The organism is Ignavibacteria bacterium (genome assembly GCA_041649015.1).
Lineage (GTDB): Bacteria > Bacteroidota > Ignavibacteria > Tepidaquicellales > Tepidaquicellaceae > CAIKZJ01.
Genome location: JBAZNU010000002.1, coordinates 549827 through 572210, shown reverse-complemented (window position 1 = coordinate 572210; position 22384 = coordinate 549827). Strand labels below are relative to the sequence as shown.

At 32.9% G+C, this 22384-nt stretch carries 18 protein-coding genes; 15 read left to right on the top strand and 3 right to left on the bottom strand.

All coding sequences use genetic code 11. From position 1 onward, the window contains the following. Both smc and WC644_05650 read right to left on the bottom strand, forming a co-directional pair. A complete protein-coding gene (smc, locus tag WC644_05655) occupies positions 1–3627 on the bottom strand; it encodes a chromosome segregation protein SMC (protein MFA5011422.1) in 3627 nt (1208 codons plus the stop codon). Then, positions 3628–6243 (bottom strand): glycoside hydrolase family 2 TIM barrel-domain containing protein, encoded by a 2616-nt coding sequence (locus WC644_05650; GenBank protein ID MFA5011421.1) that lies wholly within the window; start codon positions 6241–6243, stop codon positions 3628–3630. A 243-nt stretch (positions 6244–6486) separates the two neighbouring features. Between WC644_05650 and WC644_05645 the strand changes: the two genes are divergently transcribed. After that, a complete protein-coding gene (locus tag WC644_05645; protein MFA5011420.1) occupies positions 6487–7059 on the top strand; it encodes a ribonuclease HII in 573 nt (190 codons plus the stop codon). 1 nt (position 7060) lies between these two features. After that, entirely contained in the window at positions 7061–7420 is a 360-nt protein-coding gene (locus WC644_05640) for a YraN family protein (GenBank protein ID MFA5011419.1), read from the top strand. Here WC644_05640 and hemW read toward each other — a convergent pair whose 3' ends face one another. Beyond that, a complete protein-coding gene (gene hemW / locus WC644_05635; protein ID MFA5011418.1) occupies positions 7421–8557 on the bottom strand; it encodes a radical SAM family heme chaperone HemW in 1137 nt (378 codons plus the stop codon). 72 nt (positions 8558–8629) lie between these two features. Here hemW and WC644_05630 point away from each other — a divergent pair, with 72 nt between their 5' ends. The 13 genes from WC644_05630 (at position 8630) to WC644_05570 (ending at position 22290) form a co-directional block, all read left to right on the top strand. Continuing rightward, the gene (locus tag WC644_05630; GenBank protein ID MFA5011417.1) at positions 8630–9493 is read left to right on the top strand and encodes a DUF4292 domain-containing protein; all 864 of its coding nucleotides are present in this window, start codon (positions 8630–8632) and stop codon (positions 9491–9493) included. Positions 9494–10160: 667 nt separating this feature from the next. Next, complete coding sequence (locus WC644_05625; GenBank protein ID MFA5011416.1) at positions 10161–11282, top strand: isocitrate/isopropylmalate dehydrogenase family protein; 1122 nt, start codon at positions 10161–10163, stop codon at positions 11280–11282. Between the two features lie 108 nt (positions 11283–11390). Further along, on the top strand, positions 11391–12296 hold the full coding sequence (locus WC644_05620; protein ID MFA5011415.1) for a hydroxymethylglutaryl-CoA lyase: 906 nt from the start codon (positions 11391–11393) through the stop codon (positions 12294–12296). Between the two features lie 12 nt (positions 12297–12308). Then, on the top strand, positions 12309–13511 hold the full coding sequence (locus WC644_05615; GenBank protein ID MFA5011414.1) for a CaiB/BaiF CoA-transferase family protein: 1203 nt from the start codon (positions 12309–12311) through the stop codon (positions 13509–13511). 164 nt (positions 13512–13675) lie between these two features. Beyond that, entirely contained in the window at positions 13676–14317 is a 642-nt protein-coding gene (locus tag WC644_05610; GenBank protein MFA5011413.1) for a C40 family peptidase, read from the top strand. Between the two features lie 66 nt (positions 14318–14383). Next, positions 14384–15310 carry an ABC transporter permease gene (locus WC644_05605; GenBank protein ID MFA5011412.1) on the top strand — a complete coding sequence of 309 codons (927 nt, stop codon included), beginning with the start codon at positions 14384–14386 and terminating at the stop codon, positions 15308–15310. Next, positions 15307–16335 (top strand): ABC transporter permease, encoded by a 1029-nt coding sequence (locus WC644_05600; GenBank protein MFA5011411.1) that lies wholly within the window; start codon positions 15307–15309, stop codon positions 16333–16335. The genes WC644_05605 and WC644_05600 overlap by 4 nt, the downstream gene beginning before the upstream one ends. A gap of 4 nt (positions 16336–16339) precedes the next feature. Beyond that, positions 16340–17479 (top strand): DNA-processing protein DprA, encoded by a 1140-nt coding sequence (dprA, locus tag WC644_05595; GenBank protein MFA5011410.1) that lies wholly within the window; start codon positions 16340–16342, stop codon positions 17477–17479. Positions 17480–17545: 66 nt separating this feature from the next. Next, positions 17546–18085 (top strand): DUF3109 family protein, encoded by a 540-nt coding sequence (locus WC644_05590; GenBank protein ID MFA5011409.1) that lies wholly within the window; start codon positions 17546–17548, stop codon positions 18083–18085. Positions 18086–18092: 7 nt separating this feature from the next. Continuing rightward, positions 18093–19562, top strand: a complete 1470-nt coding sequence (gene rpoN, locus WC644_05585) for an RNA polymerase factor sigma-54 (protein MFA5011408.1) — start codon at positions 18093–18095, stop codon at positions 19560–19562. A gap of 4 nt (positions 19563–19566) precedes the next feature. After that, positions 19567–20118, top strand: coding sequence for an ATP-dependent protease subunit HslV (gene hslV, locus WC644_05580; GenBank protein MFA5011407.1), 552 nt, complete (start codon positions 19567–19569; stop codon positions 20116–20118). A 59-nt stretch (positions 20119–20177) separates the two neighbouring features. After that, positions 20178–21566, top strand: coding sequence for an ATP-dependent protease ATPase subunit HslU (hslU, locus tag WC644_05575; GenBank protein MFA5011406.1), 1389 nt, complete (start codon positions 20178–20180; stop codon positions 21564–21566). A 16-nt stretch (positions 21567–21582) separates the two neighbouring features. Further along, complete coding sequence (locus WC644_05570; GenBank protein MFA5011405.1) at positions 21583–22290, top strand: hypothetical protein; 708 nt, start codon at positions 21583–21585, stop codon at positions 22288–22290. Positions 22291–22384 lie beyond the last annotated feature (94 nt).

The following is a 22384-nucleotide window of genomic DNA, read 5'->3' as shown; positions in this document are numbered from 1 at the left end:
TTAGTTGTCTTTAAATCTTGTTTCCACAATTGTTGTAACACCGGGTTCTTGCATGGTCACTCCGTAAAGCGTATCAACAGTTTCCATTGTTCTTTCATTGTGTGTAATAAGTATAAACTGTGTTTTTTCAGAAAACTTTCGTATCATTCTGTTAAACCTACCAAGATTTGCCACATCCAGAGGTGCATCAACTTCATCCAATACACAGAAAGGTGACGGTTTGACAAGATAAATAGCAAACAGTAATGCTATTGCCGTTAAAGTCTTTTCCCCGCCGGATAGTAATTCTATAGATGTAGGTCTTTTACCCCTTGGTTTTGCCGTGATTTCGATTTTTGCTTCAAGTGGATCATCACTTATCTTACCGTTTTCATCTTCATCGAAAACGAGCTTCAGGTTAGCTTCATCTCCTTCCTGAAACAGCTCTTTGAAAATGTGTATAAAGTTCTGTCTTATTTCTTCGAAAGTCTTTAGAAATCTTTCTTTCGCTTCGTTGTTGATTTTCTCTATTGTTTTGTTAATGTCTTTCTCAGACTCAAGGAGATCATCTCTTTGCACAATCATCTTATCTAATTCATCTTTCTCGTTCAGAAAATCATCCCAAATAATCTGCTGGAAACCACCTCCAAGTCTTTTAAGTCTTTCTGATAAAGAATCTATTTCCTTCAAGGCTTTGTCCTCATCAAAATGATTGTCTTCGTCCAAATAACTTTTTTTAGTTTCAAGAAGATCATTTAATAATTCTTCAGGAGGATTTTCAATGTTTATCTCATATTTCTTATAAAGGATATCAGTATACTGCTCTGAGCGGATTTCATATTCTCTAATTTTAATTTGTGATTCTACTAACAGCTGAGATACCTTATCAAATTCATGTCTCTTAACCCTTTGCTCTTTTTCGATTATCTCCTTCTCCGATTTTTTGATGTTCAATATTTCATCATTATCATCAAGTCGCTTCTTTATTGCATTCCTTTCATGTCCCAGTTTCTGAATCTCATCAATATTAGAAGATATTAATACAGCATATTCTTCAAGTTCGGATTTATTCTTTTCAATCTGTAGTCTATCTTTCTTTATTTGTGCGTTCTGAAATTCAAGTGTATTTTGTATTCTTGCTAAATTGTTTTCTTCATTTTTGAGCTCGTTTTTAAGGCGATTGAATTCTATAAGGAAAGTGCTATAATCTGATTGGTTTTGTGAGTGCTCGATGTCTACCTGAGTATATTCTTCAGTTAAAAAGGAAAGTTCTTTTTCAAGATTAGATTGCTCATTCTCAAGTTTTGAAAGTATCTTAATGAAATCATTAATATGGACTGTAAGTTTTTCATTATCTTCTTTCAATTTCTTATATACATTGTCGTTTTCTGAAACATTCTTGTTTAGGTCAGACAGTCTGAAGTCTATCAGAGAAATGTCATTATTTAGTTTAACTGCAGATTTATTGAGTTCATCTAGCTTTAATTTTATTTCTGAATCATTTAATTGGTTCAGATTACTTATTTGTCCGTTTAACTCCTCTTCACTATACCTGAGCTTGTCTTCAAGCTCAAACATTTCTTTTCTCAACTTTTCAATTTGGTTTTCTCGTCCGAATCTGATATTCTCTTCTTTTGTTTTACCGCCTGCTCTTACAACGCTTTGTGTGACAATATCCCCGTCAAGAGTAATAAACTTGTAATAGTTATCCGAGGAAAGTCTAAAAGCTGCATCAAGATCTGCAACTATTACATATTCATCGAGAATATATCGGAAAAGAAATTCATCTTCTTTGTTTTTACACGTAATAAATTTATCGGCAAAACCTAAAACACTGCTGTCTTTTAGTAAATCAGGATTGAAATATTGATAATCAAAATGTATTAAAGAACTGTTCTCCGACATCAGTTTGTCGTTAAGAATGAATGTTACCTTTCCTTTATCATCGTTCGAAAGTTTATCAATCAGCTTATTAAGGTATCTTGAATCATCAACAATTAAATAATTAGCGATTTCACCCAGAGCTGTTTCTACTGCAATTTTATACTTATCGTCTACCTCTATGGAATCAAGAACAGTTTTAGTATAATCTATTGTTTTATCATTCTTAATATGTTTGATTCCTTCTGCGAAATCTTCAAAGTTATCTATAATATTCTGAAGATATTCAGTTTTGCTCTTGTTATTTTGAAGATTTATCGTCAGGTCTGTCATCTCTCTGCGAAGAGACTCAATTTTATTGTTAAATTTTTGTCTTTTTTCAATCTCAGCCCTGAGTTCAGTTTCGATATTTCGTTTACTTTTAGTCACACTTTCGAGTTCTTCCTGATATGAATATTTTTCCTTCTCGAGATGTGATATTTCTTCCAGTAAATCTTTGCTATTTTCGGAAATATGTTTAAGACGTTCAAGATTATTCTCCTGAGAGAATTTGTTCTTTTCATACTCTGTCTTCTGCCGATTAAATTTTTTCAAGTTCTCCTTAACGTTGATACCAATATCTGAAATTTCCGTCTTCTTATTTGTAATCAGTGTAATGGTTCTATCGACATTTGCTTTTTTCTCTAAAAGTGACACTTCTGAAATTTCAATTGTGCGTTTTAGTACCGATATTACTTTTTCGAGTTCATCATTCTTGGCTTTATTCTTGTCCAAATTTTCAGAAAGTGTGTCTATCTCCTCTGTTAACCTTTCAATGTTTGAGTTTAGGTTCTTGCTTTTTTCTGTTTTAACAAGATTATCTCTTTCAAGTTTGTTTATACGGTCCTTTACCTCATCAAGTTCATCATTTATCTCACTTGAGCTTCTTTCAAGTTCGTATATTTCCGGCTGAATGGAATCATATTTACTGTTACTTAGCCGAAGTTCTGATTCAAGCTTTGCTTTAAATGTTATGTTTTCATTTTCATGGTCTTTAATCTCCTTAATCTCGAAATGCATCTTATCATATTCGTAAGAGTAAAAGACTATTTCCAGCAGTTTTAATTCATTAAAAACAATTTTAGCTTCTTCATTCTTTTTTGCTTGTCGTTCAAGAGTTGAAACATTTCTCTGTTTCTCACGAATTATATCATTGACTCTTTTAAGCGTTTCTTTTACAGATTCAAGCTTTTTAAATGTAAGGTCTCGGTTTTGTTTATACGAAACTATTCCCGATGCTTCTTCAAACATTTTTCTTCTCTCATTCTTTACGTGTGAGAGTATAGTCTCAACCATTTTTAGCTCAATAACCGAATACGCATCCGGTCCGATTCCGGTATCAAGAAAAAGCGTTTTTATGTCTTTTAGTCTCACTTTTGTACCGTTCAGATAGTACTCTGTATCACCGCTTCTGTAAAATCGTCTTGCAATTTGTACCTCTGAATATTCTGTTGGGAGAATGTTTCGGTTATTTTGGATTGTAAGTGCTACTTCTGCTATACTCAACGGTTTTCTTTTACTCGTTCCGCTGAATACTACATCTTCTCTTCTTTCACTTCTGAGAGCTTTATCACCCTGTTCTCCTAAAACCCATCTCAGTGCATCAACAATATTTGATTTACCTGAACCGTTAGGTCCAACTATAGCTGAGACTCCACCGCTGAATTCAATAGTCGTTTTCTCAGGAAAAGATTTAAAACCGAATATTTCAAGTTTTGATAAATACAATCAGTTATAACTGTTAATTAAATCGATAAAAATACCGACGGATTTATAAGAAAAAAAGTAATAGTAATTTAAAGTGAATATTATTGCTATCAGTAAAACACCGTAAAAATACGATTTTACCAAGCCTAAATCAAACACGTATTTTACTCCATTTATTAATTTAACTAATGAGTAAGCTAGTACACCCAGGTAAAGATATACTGTAAAGAGTATTATTGTCGAACTATTTGTGTCAATTATTTTGCTGAATATTATTCCAAATGGAAGAAATATCACGAACAAAACAAATGACCAGATCGTGACAGCGAATGAGGGACGCAATATCGCTTTTCTCTTTAAGAGTCTTATTAAAAGATTTGTCATTAAGTACGTTAAAAAGAATAAAATAGCAATAATTAAAAATAGCATTAAAAACAATAAAACCGGATTGTTCAATATATGAATTGCAAATATTTTTAACGAAAAATTGTCAATTAATTTTGAAAAGATTAACTCAAAATTTGATTCAATTCTAATGTTGTACAATAGAGAACTGAATAGCAAGCTAAGTATTGAAGAAAGGATAATTATCAGTATAATACTATGAAAATACGGTACGTCATTCTGTTCTTTAATAGTGTATAGAAAATTTCTTGGAGTGATTACGCTTCTAACAATGTTGTCTTTAAAATATCGAATTTTGCTTAGTACCAACAAAAGAAGAATGATTATCAGCAGACCAAATACTATGAAATAATTCGATGATTTTGAGTGTGAGTATGAAACATTTCCTTCCGGTATTTTCTGAAAGCCCTGATTATTAAGCATTCTTCTCATAATCGTATTTGAGTATTTTGGATTTCTTTCATAATCGTAGATACCGTTTGTTTTCAAAGACGGTGCTGATTCGTTGTAATGAATAATGAAGGGTGCTTCTGCATTAAAATCTGCATATGAGCTAATCATGAATCCCTGTTTTGGATGCAACGAACTTATAATCTCAGTAAGATATTTTGCCTGATATTCTGCACTTCTGAAATCACCATACCCGTTTCTGTTATTGTTATCTGTCGCAACTCCCAGAGATGAAATGAAAACAAGTTCTGTTTTGCTTAATTTTTCAATGCTTGTTTTAGCAGTATTAAAATCATGGTCAGTTAGATTATAACCTTTAAAACCAACAATGCCCGCAATTTTATCGTTTGTAAGATTTTTTGTAGTATAATAAATTGGTCGGTTGTCAAGTTGTCTTATGGCTTCTTTAATTTTTAACGCATATCTTTCTGATTCGGGTACTGTTACATCAAAGTCATTGCCTATTCCCCATGCAAGTATTGCAGGTGAATATAAATCACGTTTAATTATATTAGAACAGAAATCTATTCCCTCATTAATAAAACTTTCTTCCTTTAATAAACTCGATGGTATTTCATTAAACGGGTATTCTTGGAATAAATAAAGCCCGATTCTTTGAGCAGCTCTAACAACAAAAGGATGAGCTGATTTGCCAGGAACTCTGATGGTATTAAATCCAAGTTCTTTTATATTTTTGAGGTCCTTTTCAACGGAACTGTAATCTAGTGCATTTGCATTTAATGGTTGATCTTCAAAATAATTAATACCTTTTATAGCTAAGTTTAATCCATTAATTAAAATACTATTTCCTTCTATAACGATATTCTTAAACCCGGTTTCGTAAATTACATTATCAATAAGTTCATCCTTATAGTATAATGAAGTTCTGACCAAGTACAGTGTTGGATTCTCTGCAGACCAAAGGTCAATATTCTTTATTGTTAATATATTTGATAACTTGTAATTCTGATAATTCCTGGGATCAAATTTTGTGATTGGACTTTCGAATATTTTTACTGTGTCTGAAATTCTAATTATGTCCGATATTACATAAAAGCTGCTTCCTTCAAGCATCAGTGTATCAATGTAAAGTGAGTTAACACTGATATTATTTGTAAAGGCTATTACATTATCATTCGAGAATGTGTATTTAATAAGTGATTCGGATATGTATATCTTCGGGACTGCAAGAATGTATACATTGCCAAGAACACCAGCATAATTTCGTGCATAGTTTACTTGCGAAGCGAGTGGGAAAGTTTTTGAATTATTAAGTGCTCCCGATATTTTGATTGAAATATTGTTATTATTCTGTATTAAGTTCTCTTGTATGTCGTTATAGATAAATTTACTACCGCCATTATTTCTTGATACTATGACATTGTTGATTGTAACTTCGGATTCATAATTAATACTTTCAGCATAAAATATAAAATTATACTTTGATAGAAGAGAATCATTTACATCAAAACTCCGGTTAATAACGAGTGAATTTCTGTAATCAGCTGCAAAAGGGACATTTATGTTTGTAAACACTTCAGAATTATCGAAAGAAATATTCCAGCTTCCTCCTAAATCAATTTTTATTCTTGTATCCGATTTAAATATAGTTTCATCATTGTTCAATTCATTTTTATTCCTCTCAAAAATCTTTATTTGAGCTTGAATTGATTTATTTGGATATGACGGAATTATTAATATAGTAACAAAAAGAAAAGTAATTAATATTTTACTTTTTGATTTAAATTTCAAGAATATTGATAGTTTTGTATCTGAATTCAAAATAAAATCATGCCATTTTTAGCTGAAAACAATTAATTTAGTCAATTAATTTTTAATAGAAAATGAATAAGCATTTGTATTTATTGTAAGTAAAACGAACAATTAAAACAAAAACTTTAAATATTAACAAATAAGCCGATAAGGTACAAAATAGTTATTTGATAAATTAAATTTTCGAGACAAATTTATATTCAGTTTTTATTTTACATTTAATAGCTATTTTTATAATATTATAAAATTTTTATGTTATTTTGCGGAATTGATGAGGCGGGCAGAGGACCACTGGCAGGTCCAGTTGTAGTTGCTGCAGTTATAATATCTTCGTTTAAAAAGATTGAAGGTGTGAAGGATTCAAAGAGAATATCGGAAAGAAAACGGAATTTTCTCTTTGAAAAAATAATTGCGGATGCTATTGAGTATAAAATAAGCATTATCGATAACAAAACTATTGATGACTTGAACATACTTCAATCGACGATGCTTGGGATAGAAGAATGTATAAGAAATCTGATTTTAAAGCCCGATAAATTTATTATTGACGGAAATTACTTAAAGCTTAGAAATGATTATCATAAATGTATTAATTATGAAACTATAATTAAAGGGGATGATAAATTTTATGAAATTTCTTGTGCTTCAATTATTGCAAAAGTTACAAGAGATAGAATAATGAAAAATTATGATACAATGTATCCAGTTTATGGATTTTGTTCGAATAAAGGTTACGGAACTGACAAACATATAAACGCCATAAAGAAACACGGATTATGTCCGATTCATAGAAAAAGTTTTCTTAAGAATATAATGCTTGCTTAATATGTATCGTAAAGATTTTGGAAAAAAGGGTGAACAACTGGCGAAAGAAGAACTTATTAAGAAGGGTCTAAAATTTATTGCGAGTAATTTTACTTTTAAAAAGCTTGAAATTGACCTGGTTTTTGAGGATAAAGCATCAAAAGAAATTGTTTTCGTAGAAGTAAAAACCAGAACATCTACAGATTACGGACAACCCGAAGATGCAATCGATTCAAAGAAACAGGTTAATATTCGAACAGCAGCGTCAGTTTTTGTGAAACTAAATAGGGAATTCAAGAATCATGAAATTAGATTTGATATTTTCAGTATTCTAAAAGTTGGTGAAAAATACATTTATAAACATATGGTTAACGGATTTTGATTATAAATAGTCTACGAATTTTAGTGTAATTTCATCAGCAAGAGCAAATCCTTTCTGTGTTAAATAAAAATGCGTTTCCGATACGTTCGCCAATCTTAAATTCAATAATTCTTCAGTATTTTTCCGGTACTTTAATAAAAAATCTTCATTAAAAAGTCTTTTATATTTACTAAATTCAACTCCTCCGCTCCTAAAAACAGAAATGAAGTAATCATTACGTAATTGTATTTTGTTCAATAATATATCGTTCTCAACGGGAAGTTTATTATTTTCAATAAAATTATTATATAACTTTAGATTACTTACATTAGAGAATCTTTTATTACCGATAAAAGAATGAGCCGACGGTCCGAGTCCGAGATAGTTTTCAAAATTCCAGTATTTAAGATTGTGTCTGGATTCAAAACCAGGTAATGAATAATTTGATACTTCATAATGTCTATATCCCATACTTTCAAGTAAATTAGAAATTACAAAGTAATATTGCTCGGAATTCTTGTTGGTTTGTTTTATCAGATCTGTTTTTTCCATTTGTTTGTGCATCAAGGTTCCTTTCTCGAGAATCAAAGTATATGCAGAGACATGCTTTATATCGTGACGTGATATATTTCTTATATTATACTCAACATTTTCAGCACTTTGATTATGCATAGCATAGATTAAGTCTATACTTAAATTAGGAAAAATATCCTGTAATATCTTGATTGAATTATTCGCATCGTTTGCATTGTGATGTCTTGTAAGATAGAGTAGTTCTGAATCAATGAATGATTGAATCCCTAAGCTTATTCTGTTTATACCGGTCTTAGCAATAATTTGAAATTTTTGTTTATCTTCTATTACATCCTCAGGATTGCATTCAATCGTTATTTCAGGATTTTTAGAAACATTAAAATTATTAAATATCGCTGAAAGAATATCTGATAGAAATTCTGTTTTTAAAGAACTTGGAGTACCTCCCCCGAAATAAATCGTATCTACTTTATCATCATGGAATTGTATGGAATACAATTTAATCTCTTTTATGGCAGAATTTACAAATGAATTTATTAAATTCATATTTGTAGTCAGATAGAAGTCACAATAACTGCATCGTCTGCGGCAAAATGGAATATGAATGTATAATCCTAATGACAATGTTTATAGCTTTAAATGAGTTTCCTTTTCGTGTTAAATTAAATAAATTGATACTAAATATACACCTTAGCATTGAGAATAATAATACAAATATTACTTCTGATATCAGTTTACTGTAACTATTCTTTTGTATATTCACAGGAAAATGGTTTAGAAATTGATTCCTTGAAGGAAAAGCAGGATACGCTTGGCTTATTTGAAAAGAACAATGAGATTTTTCTTAACTCACCGGAAAGACTTAAAGCGATTGACTTAATAAGAGTAGTGAATTTTAATTACGATAAAATTAATCTTATATCTACTGAAAATATCGTTAAGATAAAAGCTTCATCTCTTAATCAAACGGGTAATATTAATATTAGAGTTAAAAAGAATGACAGTTTATGGTTCAAAATATCGGGCAGCTTTGCTTTCATTAGCAAGGATGCCGTGATAGCAAACGTTAACAGGTATAATTTTATTTATTTTGATAATCTTAACGATAAGGTTATTGAGGGTCCGACAACCGATAATAATATCGGTGCAATAGCGAGGATAAAATGTACTTTCGATGACCTGATGAATGTAATGTCGGGAACCGGAAGAATATTATATTCGGATTACGATACTTTATTGATGTCAGAGGACAGTGGCAAAATTGTTATTACATTGAAAGGAAAAAATAACAAATTTATCAAGTACTGGATTAATACAGATAAAAAATACGTTGAGCAATATGCTTATATAAACACTAATAAAAAAGAGTATCTGAAGATAATTTACAGTAATTTTGTTACTGTTTCGAATGGATATTTTGCGAGAAAAGTTGAGATTGAAAAACCTCTTACAAAAGAGTATATGAAAATTGTGAATGAAACATATTTGACAAATCAACAAGATTTAAATTTTGATGTAGAAATTCCAAGCGATGTGAACAGAGTTAAATGGATGAATTAAGATTAATTTATTATTAATTATTGGTAGAAAATAGTAATTTGATATAGCTCCCGTTCTTTTCCCGCTCATTTCCCGCTATTTTCATATAGATTTCCCGCTCATTTCCCGCTAATTACCCGCTCTTTACACGTATCTTGAACGCTTCTGACACGGTTCTAAGACGAAACTCCTATCACTAATGCTGACATTTTACCTGATTTTAGAAAATTGTGAATAAATGTATTTGGAGCTGAAAAATTATAAAGTGAGCATACTATCTAAAAAATTGGCAAAAAAATTTCTTGAATTAAATTGTATGCAATTATAACTTCTTATAAGCTCACGAGTAGAGAAACACTGTTAATTCAGTAATATAGCATGATAATTGAATATCGTAAGCATATCGCAGGCATATCGCAGTCATATCGCAGGCATATCGCAGGCATACATAAAAAAGTGGTATTTCGGGTTTGGAGGATTTTGGTTACACTTTAAATACATTTTTAAACGATTTGTTCATTTGATGTTCAGTTTAGCGGAATAAATATCATCCGTTTCTATACAAAGTACTCTCTCAACATATTATAATAAATATGCGTAAAGAGGATAATTTATATCATTGAGTTCCTGATTTATATTAGATATTTTTGTATTTCCTCATTTACTTAAAATTTAATAGGAGCGATAAATGGCAAAATACAAAATTGCTTATCTGCCAGGTGATGGCATAGGTGTTGAAGTTCTTGAAGCTTCAAAAATAGTATTAGAAAAGACAGGATTTGCTGCGGAATACATACACGGTGACATCGGGTGGGAATTTTGGTGCAAAGAAGGTGATGCGTTCCCCGAAAGAACAATTGAGCTATTAAAGAATGTTGATGCTGCACTGTTTGGAGCAATTACTTCAAAGCCTGTTAAAGCAGCTGCGTCAGAATTAGTACCCGAACTTCAGAATAAGGGACTTGTTTATCGTTCACCAATAGTGAGGATGAGACAGATGTTTGATTTGTACACTTGTCTAAGACCTTGTAAAGGTTACGACGGAAATCCTCTTAACTATAAAGATAATATCGATCTGGTTGTATTTCGTGAGAACACAGAAGGGATGTATTCAGGGGTCGAGTTTAATCCAGTACCTGCAGAGCTTTCGCAATTGCTGACTAAAATATCAAAACCCTTTGCTCCGTTTAAGGATTTGGCTCCAGACCAGTTTGCTATTTCATGCAAGATTAATACAAAGAAAAGCTCGGAAAGAATTATCAGAGCGGCTTTTGAATTTGCAAAGAAATTTAACAGAAAGAAGGTTACTGTTGTTCATAAATCAAACGTAGTAAGGGCAACAGACGGGCTTTTTCTTGATATGGCAAAAGAAGTTAGAAAAGATTTTCCTGAAATCGCGATGGATGATGCAAACATTGATGCGATTACTATGTGGCTGTTAAAGAATCCGCATAATTACGATGTTCTTGTTGCTCCAAATCTTTTTGGAGATATAATATCAGATTTATGTGCTCAAATGGTCGGCGGTCTTGGGTTTGGCTGCTCGGGAAACATGGGTGAAAAATTAGCGGTATTTGAACCTACACACGGTTCAGCGCCAAAGTACGCAGGGCTTTACAAGGTTAATCCTATTGCAACTATTCTTTCTGCAAAGATGATGCTTGACTGGCTTGGTGAAAAAGAATTGGGAGATAAGATTGAAAAAGCAACAGCAGAAGTTATTAAAGAAGGAAAGGTTAAAACATATGACATGGGCGGTTCAAACACAACGATTGAGATGGCACAGGCTATTGCAGATAAGATTAAATAATTTTTATTTTTCATATTTTATTTCAATATTAATCCCACACAAATTATGTGGGATTTTATCATCAAATCAAATATTATTGCTTGTTAAAAATTGAATTCATAATTAATCATGGATAAAATTTACATTCACGAAGTTGGAATGAGAGACGGACTGCAGGTAGAGCAGATAGCCGTTCCGACAGAGACAAAGATAAAATGGATAAAAGAGTTAATGCAGACCGGAATTGATATAATTCAGATTGGTTCTTTCGTCCATCCTGTAAAAGTACCAACAATGGCTGATACAGATGAACTATTCAAATACTTTTCTAATCCTGTAAATAAAACATCGGACACGATTTTATCTGGTCTTGTATTAAATGAAAAAGGACTAGAAAGGGGAATGGGAGTCGGTGTTGAAATGTTTTGCATGGGAGTATCAGCGAGCGAGACTCACAGCAAAAAGAATACAGGAATGACAACGGATGAAGCTTTGCAAAGAATTATTGCTATGGCAAAGAATGCAATTGCGTCAAGTAAGAAAGTTCAGGTATCGGTGCAGTCAGCATTTGGCTGCGGTTTTGAGGGTGAAATAAAGTTAGAGAGGGTATTAGGTATAATTGAAAAGTATTTTGAAAACGGCATAACTATTATAAGTCTTGCTGATACAGCAGGACATGCAAATCCTGAACAAGTTGAAAAAATGATATCTGAGATTTATAAAATTAATCCGGAGGTAAATCTATCAGTACATTTTCATGATACTTATGGCATGGGATTAGCCAATTGTTATACAGCATACAAGAACGGTGTAAGATATTTTGAATCAGCTTTTGCAGGACTGGGTGGTTGTCCTTTTACGGCAAAAGCGAGCGGAAATGTATGCACTGAAGATATGGTAAACATGTTTAATAAATTTGGAATATGTAAAGAGGTTGACCTTTATAAAGTAATATCGATTGCAAAAGAAGCAGAAGCATTTTTTGGTAGAGAATTGCCGGGAAAGATATTGAAAGTTGGTATATTAGAAAAATAAAATTTTATCATAATGGAAAAAGCAAAATCACTTAAAGGAATAAGAGTACTTGATTTAACGAATGTGCTGGCAGGACCTTTTGCTACGCTGCATTTGGCACTATGCGGAGCTGAGGTCATAAAGATTGAAACTCCGGGCTCGGGAGACCTTGCAAGGAAGCTTGGTAACGTTCCTGAATTCAACAAGAAGAATATGGGAACAAGTTTTCTGGCACAGAATTCAAACAAAAAATCAATCACTCTGAATTTGAAAGATGAAAAGGCAAAAGAGATTTTTAAAAAATTAGTTAAGACGGCAGATATTGTTGTTGAAAACTTCAGACCTGGTGTTATGAAAAGACTTGGGCTTGATTATGAAACACTGAGTGCAATTAATCCCGGAATTATATATTGTGCGATTTCGGGTTTCGGACAAACAGGACCTGATGCATTCAAACCCGCTTATGACCAGATTATACAGGGTCTTAGCGGAGTTATGGCGATAAACGGCGACGAGACACTGAACCCATTACGTGCAGGATTTCCTGTATGCGATACGGTAGGCGGCATCAACGCTGCATTTGCGATAATGACTGCACTTTATTACAAAGAGAAAACCGGAAATGGACAGTTTATTGATGTAGCGATGCTTGATTCAATAATGCCTTATATGGGCTGGGTAGCTGCTAACTTGCTGATTGGCGGAAAGCACCCCGTACTGATGGGCAATGACAACTTCACAGCAGCTCCATCGGGAACATTTGTAACAAAGGACGGATACATAAACATTGCCGCAAACAAGCAGGAGCAATGGGAAGATTTATGCGATGTGGTTGGTGTTCCAGAGCTTAAAGAAGATACAAGGTTCAAAGAGCGTGATACAAGAAAAGCAAACCGTAAACTTCTAACACCGCTTATTGAAGCTAAACTTAAAGAAAAGGAAACGAGTTATTGGGCTGAGGCATTGAACGCAAAGGGAATTCCTTCCGGTGAAATTCTTAGTCTTTACGAAGCACTAACACAGCCTCAGGCACAGCACAGAAGTGCCATTGCTGAGATAGATACACCGGAAGTCGGTAAGATAAAGGTTTTTAACCTTACCGCGAAGTTTGATAAGACAGACGGCAACGTTGATACACCTCCGCCGACGCTATCGCAGCATACAATAGAAATATTGAAAGAATTAGATTATTCAGAAGAGGAAATAAAAGAATTTAAAGTAAAGAATATCATTTAACGGAGTATTTAATCATATGAATAATCTAAAAAATGAAAGTATTGCTGATTAAGGCATCAGAAATAAATTTACAGATTTCTTAAATAAGTACTTGAATAATTCATTTAATTCTATTAATTTACAACAATGTTCTTTAAAATAGTTAATTAAAAAGGGAGTATTAAATGCTCAAAAACCGAAATGTACTGTTTTTATCATTGGTTCTATTAGGATTAATGATGATAACGGGTTGTTCCGGTGTAAGAGAGCTCTCTGATAACGGTTCGGAATTAACTTCAGGGATTAAAGGTACCAATGTTTACAAAAATTCTAATGAATTAGTAGCCACCAGTACCTTGATTAAAAAGACTTCGATCTCGAAGAATAGTCTCGAATCATTATCAAGTTCTCTTATCGGTTACACACCATCATCGATTAAAGAATCAGAAATGATCAGCGATGAGGTAATGTCAAAAGTAATTGAATATCTTAACATCCCGTACGTTTGGGGTGGAACTTCTAAAAGAGGTTTTGATTGTTCAGGCTTTGTTCAAAACGTAATGTATCAGGCTCTTGGAATTATGTTACCCAGAACATCTTATGAGCAGTCAAACGTAGGCGAGTCAGTCGAAAAAGAAGAATTGAAATTTGGTGATTTGATATTTTTCGACACAATGAATAAAGGAAGAGTATCTCATGTAGGTATTTATTTAAGCGATGGATACTTTGCCCATTCGGGTTCAAAAACCGGCGTTATTGTAGCATCGTTGAATTCAGACTTCTACGCAAGAACTTATCTGAAAGCTAAAAGAGTTATTTCAGAATAAGTAAAGAAGTTCAAGTTTGTAAAAGTCTCAAATTCTTTAATGGGTTTGAGACTTTTTTGTTTTGAGATGATAAAATATATTTTTAGAAATATTATTAATTCATTCCTGACTATATTAGGAGTACTATCAGTTTCTTTCATACTAACTTATTTGCTTCCCGGAGACCCTGCAAAACTTATACTGGGGCAAAGAGCAGATGAGGAAAGTGTCAGGACTGTAAGAGCAGAATTGGGAATTGATAAACCATTTTATGTTCAGTACATAAAGTTTATATCAAGGTCGATACAGGGAGATCTTGGAAAATCTTATCTGACCAATCGTAATGTTTCTGACACCATTCTTGAAAAAATTCCCGCGACAGCGTTGCTATCATTTGTTGCTATAATTATTTCATCAATCATAGGAATCACGATAGGTGTTGTATCATCGATAAAGCCTTATTCTTTTAAGGATTATTTCTTTATTTTATTTTCTCTGTTAGGAATATCTATTCCACAGTTTGTACTTGCATTAATACTGATATATGTTTTCGGAGCAGAATTAAGAGTATTTCCGATTTCAGGATATATAACTAACGGCTGGGTTTATATAGTACTTCCTGCAATAGCTCTTGCACTTAGACCGCTTGCGATAACTTCAAGAATTACACGCACTTCAATGCTTGATGAGCTAAATAAAGACTACGTTAGAACGGCGCGTTCAAAGGGTTTAAGTGAATACAGTGTCATTATTAAACATGCTTTAAGAAATGCTCTTAATCCTGTGATAACTACTTTGAGCTCTTCGTTGGCAGCTACTCTAGGAGGGGTATTTTTCATTGAATATATTTTTAATTGGCCAGGGATAGGATCTCTTGCGATGGATTCCATATTAAAACTGGACTTTCCGATGATACAGGGTACAATATTATTCAGTGCTGTAGTATTTGTAATTATTAATTTAACTGTAGATATTCTTTATGCATTTCTTGATCCCAAAGTAAAAATCAGATGATCGATATTAATAAAAATAATCTCTGGTACTATTCATTTATAAGGTTTAAAAGGCACAGGCTTGCATTCATTTCGTTTCTTTTTGTTTCGTTTTTAATATTTGTTGCCGTTTTTGCTAATACAATAACACCACACAATCCCGATGAACAGGTTCTGGAATTTACTTCAAAACCTGCTTTCTTTAAGAGTGAAGTTCTCAGAAAAAAGGAAAGCAATGTAATAATTCCAGTGAAACAAGTTATTAGCATTGACAACAACGAAATAACATACACCGATTTTCTTGACAACCAAAAAACAGAATCAACCCAAAATTTCGAGGGAGTGGGGAAAAATATAGTACATAAAGTACATTACCTACTTGGTACAGATAAATTTGGGAGAGACATACTCAGTCGTTTAATTTATGGAACGCGTATCAGTTTGACAGTTGGATTAATTTCGCAGAGCATAGCAATTATTATCGGTATATTATTGGGTTCTCTTGCAGGATATTTCAGAGGAATATCCGATAAAGTAATTATGTGGTTAATAAATGTAGTATGGTCTTTTCCGTCAATACTGCTCGTAATTTCAATATCAGTAGTTCTCGGAAAGGGTTATTGGCAGGCTTTTGTCGCTATTGGATTAACAAGCTGGGTTGAAATCGCGCGTATAGTCAGAGGTCAGTTCATTACTCTAAAAGAAAGTGAATACGTTGAAGCTGCAAAATCAATCGGTTACGGAAGAAGAATAATAATATTTAAACACATATTACCAAATTCCCTTTCTCCTGTTATTGTAACCTCAACAGTTGGACTTGCAAATGCAATTATTTTTGAAGCAAGTCTAAGTTTTCTGGGGCTTGGTGTTCAACCACCTACAGCAAGCTGGGGACAAATGATATTTGACGGATATAAGTATTTAATAACCGGTACTAACTTTGGTCTGGTATTGTATCCTTCTTTAGCAATTATGCTGAGTGTTTTCGCCGTTAATTTAATCGGTGACGGATTAAGGGATTCACTGGATCCGAAATTAAAGAAATAAAAATATGCAAAATTCAAAATCAGAAAACTTAAAACTATTTTATTTCCTAAAAAGCATAGCGAGTCTTGGAGATGTTAGAATAAGGAGAATTGCGGAAAAATACAATAATCTTGGAAATCTAATTTCTTCAGATTTACAAACTCTAAAGAGTATTGACGGTATTTCCGAAAAGACATTAAGAGAAGTGGAATGTGCAATAAATAAGTCTTACGAATTTGAGGAATCTTATTTGAAACTTTTAGAAAGACTTGAAAAAAGTAATATAAAAGTAGCGACAATATTTGATGAGAATTATCCTCAGAATCTTAAGAACATTTACGATGCTCCAGTAATTTTATATTATTATGGTAATTTGGGAGAAAGTGACAGGTATTCAATCAGCATTGTCGGTACAAGAACACCAAGTGACTATGGACGCAAAGTCTGCAGAGAGTTATCAAAAGAACTTGCAAACAGAGGGCTTCCGGTAATAAGCGGTCTCGCAATAGGTATTGATTCTATTGCTCATAATTCATGTCTTGAATCGAGAGGAATAACATACGCAGTACTCGGGAGCGGAGTTGATAATCTCTATCCTCCGGATAATAAACACCTTTATGAAAGAATTAAGGAAACCGGAGCAGTTATTTCAGAATTTGATATTGGGTCTAAAGCTGAAAAGGTAAACTTTCCGAGACGAAATAGGGTTGTTAGTGGTATATCACTCGGGACACTTATAGTTGAGTCGAGAATCAAAGGCGGATCATTAATTACAGCAGAATTTGCTCTTGACCAAAACCGTGAACTTTTTGCAATTCCCGGGAATATTAATGCAAAAAATTCGGAAGGATGTAATAATCTAATAAAGAAGGGATATGCTAAACTTGTTTCCGGTGTTGATGATATAATTTCAGAGTTTAATATACAGATATCAGATTTGGTAAATACTAAATCAAATAAAATTCCTGAAACCGAACAGAAAGAAATGAATGTCTTTGAGCAGAAGATTTATAATGCACTGAACGATACTGAACCAATTAGTATTGATAAAATTTGCGAATTGACTGAACTAAATATATCTGATTGTCTGGTAAATCTTTTAACTATGGAATTCAAAGGTCTTATTTCACAGCTTCCCGGAAAATACTTTTTAAAGCAAAGATGATCTTGATTCAAGTTAAAACTTTATTTTTTACTGAAGAAATATAAATTAAATTACAATTCAAGTTATATGTTTATTGATGAGAGAATATATTCAACAAAGTTTTTTTGCGACCTTAAAAAATGTAAGGGTGCGTGTTGTACTGTAAAAGGAACGCTTGGAGCACCACTCAAAAACAGTGAGCTTGAGATTATAATGAAATCAAGTGACACAGCTAAAAAATACCTTGATAAAAAGAATGTAAAAATAATTAATAATGAAGGATGCTATGTTTATTACAATGGAAAGTACTGGATGAACACAGTTAATGAAAATGACTGTGTTTTTTCTTATTATGAAGGTGATATAGCAAAATGCAGCTTTCAGAAAGCATTTAATAACGGAGAAATAAAATTCAAAAAACCTATATCTTGTGAACTTTTTCCGATCAGGGTAGGTGGAAATAATTATAACGAATTACGTTACGAAAAATCGTATTTTTGTGAAGACGCACTTGAATTGGGCAGCGAGAAAAATATTACCATATATGAATTTATTAAAGATGCTATTATAAGGGAGTATGGTGAAGAATTTTATAAAGAAAATAATAAGAGAAAAAATAAAAATTGATTAAATAATGTTTAAACAATCACAACATCAGAAGCAGCTTCAGAGATTAATGCCTCAGATTATCCAAAAACAAAATCTGCTGGCAATACCGACAATTGCTTTGGAACAGATGGTTAAGCTTGAAATGGAAATTAATCCATTTCTTGAGGAAGTTAACGAAATGCTTGAAGAGCAGCAGGAAGACGAATCTGAATTAAATCCGGAAGAATCATTAGTTGAGTCAGAGGAAGTACTTGAACCCGTCAAAAAAGAAGACGAAGAATTTGACACTGATGATTATGTAAATTCAGAGTACGAAGGATATAAGACCGACGTATCGATCGAAGGTGAGGAAAAGGCTAATTATGAAAACATGTGGTCAACTCGGGTTACACTTAAAGATAATCTGCTTTCTCAATTACATCTATCAGAAATATCAGAAAAAGAGGCATTCATAGGTGAGGAAATAATTTGGTCAATAGATGATGAAGGTTATTTCAGGGATGATTTGGAAGATGTTATTGCTGATCTTGATAAACAGAAAATTGGCACACCGTATGAGGATGAAACTTTTACTCAGGATGAACTGCAAAAAGTACTGAAACTCATACAGTCTTTTGAGCCCTTAGGTATTGCTTCGAGAAACCTGGAAGAATGTCTGATTACACAGCTCAATGATAGCGAGATAGATGGGATATTGAAGAAAAAGTGTAAAGATATTCTTGTAAATCACTTTGATGAGTTCAGGTTAAAAAACTATGAAAAACTCATGAAGGAATACAGTCTTACGACTGAAGAAGTTAATGAAATATTCAAGACGATTTCTCATTTGAATCCCAAACCCGGCTACGTTTACGAAACAAGTGAAAATATTTACATCTATCCCGATGTTACTGTGACTTTTAAGGACAATGAGTATGTTGTTGAATTAAACGATAAATCAATACCTTCATTACGACTAAATGATATGTATAGTCATATCATGAAAACAAGCGATAAGGAAGCAAAAGAATTTGTAAAGAATAATTTAGAAAGGGCAAAATGGTTCCTTGAATCTCTGCGTTCGAGAAAAGAGACGCTCTTAAAGGTGATGTATGCTATACTTCATAGACAGAAAGATTTTTTTGATAATATGGGGAAGAATTTAAGACCTATGCTTGAAAAAGAAATTGCTGAGGATATAATGATGGATATCTCAACAGTCAGCAGAACTGTAAGAGGTAAGTATGTTCAGACTGACTTCGGAATATTTGAGCTGAAGCATTTTTTTAGTTATCATATAACAAATGAATCAGGAGATGATATTTCAACAAAAGAAGTCAAGGTTAAAATTGCTGAGATTATAAGTGAGGAAGATTCGGCAAAACCATTTACAGACGACGACCTTGTTGAACAATTGACTAAATTTGGTTATAAAATTGCCAGAAGAACAGCAGCAAAATACAGAGAAGCATTACGCATTCCTGTTGCAAGATTAAGAAGGCAGATTACAAAATAAAATTATGACAGGGAAAAATATTAAATCGACAACTGTTATTGGGCTTATTCGCGACGGAGTCGCAGTAATAGGAAGTGACGGTCAGGTCACAATGGGAAATACTGTTTTAAAACACACAGCTAAAAAAGTAAGAAAAATTTTTAACGATTCAATACTTGTTGGATTTGCTGGTGCGACATCCGACGCTTTTACTTTGTTTGAAAGGTTTGAGTCAAAGCTTGAACAATACAAAGGAAACCTGCTGAGAGCAGCAACAGAACTCGCGAAAGAATGGAGATCAGACAAGTACTTGAGAAAACTTGATGCATTGCTCGCTGTTGTGGGGAAAGATAAAACACTAATTATTTCGGGAACTGGCGACGTAATAGAGCCTGACGATGGCATTGTTGCAATAGGTTCAGGAGGTCAATATGCTTACGTTGCCGCACGAATAATGGTTAAATACACAAAAATGACCGGTAAGGAAATTGTTGAAGAAGCATTAAGACAGGCCGCAGATGTGTGCATTTATACTAACAATAAGATAACAATTCTGCAATTAGAAAATAAGGATTAATAAAATTGGAAATATCGAATAAAGAAAATACAGAAAAATCGGTTAAGCAAAGACAAATAATCAGCGTATCGATAAATCAGTTAACACCGTCACAAATTGTTGATGAACTGAACAAATACATAATAGGACAGGACAATGCAAAAAAGTCAGTTGCAATAGCTCTTAGAAACAGATGGAGACGTCAGCAGGTTGTCTCAGATATGAAGGATGAAATTATGCCTAATAACATCATTATGATCGGTCCAACGGGTGTTGGTAAGACTGAAATCGCTCGAAGGATATCAAAACTTGCAAATGCACCATTCCTAAAAGTTGAAGCTTCAAAGTTTACTGAGGTTGGATATGTCGGTCGTGATGTGGAATCAATGATTCGAGAACTCACAGATTTATCAGTAAATATAGTAAAGACAGATAAAAAGAATGAGGTTCAGGAAAAAGCAGAAGAAAATGCACTTGAAAGAATTCTTGATATTATACTTCCTCAAGTAAAAAAGAAATTTGAAAAAAATGACAGGTTGCCTGGTGCAGCTGAAGCAGAAAGTAATAACGATGAAGAACTTAATTCAAAAACAAGGGAGAAGTTTAGAAAACAGCTGAAAGAAGGAAAATTAAATGATAGAATAATTGAACTTGACCTAACGAGTGATAACGTGCCCATGATGCAGGTTTTAGGACCAATAGGTCTCGAAGAAATGGGATTAAATCTGCAGGATTTGTTCGGAAATATAATGCCAAAAAAATCAAGAAAACGTAAACTCAGTATTACAGAGGCCAAAAAAGTTCTTGCTCAGGAAGAAGCTCAAAAGCTCATCGATATGGACAGCGTAATTAAGGAAGCTATAGATAAGGTCCAGAATACAGGAATAATATTCATTGATGAAATTGATAAAATTGCAGGAACTAACAAAAACACTTCAGGTGCGGATGTATCAAGAGAAGGCGTTCAAAGGGATTTGTTACCTATAGTAGAAGGTTCAACTGTAATTACTAAGTACGGTCCAGTAAAGACCGATCATATACTTTTTATTGCATCAGGAGCATTTCATATTTCAAAACCAAGTGATCTGATTCCAGAATTACAGGGTAGATTTCCAATACGCGTTGAACTGAACAGTTTGAACGAGGAAGATTTTTTCAGAATATTGACCCAGCCCGAAAATGCTCTTACTAAGCAGTATAAAGCTATGCTTGAAACAGAAAAAGTAAAATTAAATTTTAGTATCGAATCTATTAGAGAAGTAGCAAGAATAGCGGCAGAAGTAAACGAGCAGGTTGAGAATATCGGTGCGAGACGCTTACATACGATTTTGTCAATTCTTCTCGAAGATATTCTGTATGATGTTCCGGATAAAAATAAGAAGAAAATAATAGAAATTGACGAAAATCTTGTTAATTTGAAACTCAATAAAATTGTTAAAAACAGAGATTTAAGCAGATATATTTTATAAAATTAACATTACCAATATGAAAAGAACAACAACTCTATTTATTTTGTTAGTTTTATCTTTCTCTTATTCATATTCGCAAAATATTAGTAAACAGAAATCGGGATTTTATGCGGGGATTGGTTATTCCGTAATGATTTATACCAATTCAGACGTAGGAGAAATTTATCCGGCATTTAATTTCAGGGTAAGTTCTTTCAATTCGGAATTAACTCCTCATATAGGATACAAACTGTCGGACATAGTTTCAATCGAATTCGCTCCTTCTTTTATTCACTCAAAATCAGGGGGCGATAAAGGATTTTATTACCAGTCTGGAACAACTAATTATTACTATGTTCCTTCACCTCCATTTTTGTTCGCATTTCCTCTAAACGCAAAAATAAAACTATTTCCTTTCGCAAAAAGTAAATCATATTTTGCAAAAGGATTGTTTTTTGGAATTGCTGCGGGACCAATGTTTATTAGGGAAGAATACGAAAATTATATCTATCCCGATAATACTATGACGAATATGTTAAACATAAGAAGTGAGTATAATTCTATCTGGACGGGTAATGCACAGTTTTCATTCGGATATTCAGGAGGAGAAAGTGTAACATATGGCGCAGAGCTTGGTTACAGATTTGTACCTCTACCGCTCAATAGGGATTATCCTTTAATTTCATCAATTGCGAGCAATATGAATTCTGTTTTGCTGAACATTAAAATAGGTTTCAATTTTTGATATAACAGTTAGATAATTATTTTCTTATTTAGAATGACATATTAGAAATTGGATTTTCGAATTTCATTTAATCCGTGAAATTTGAACCGCATTT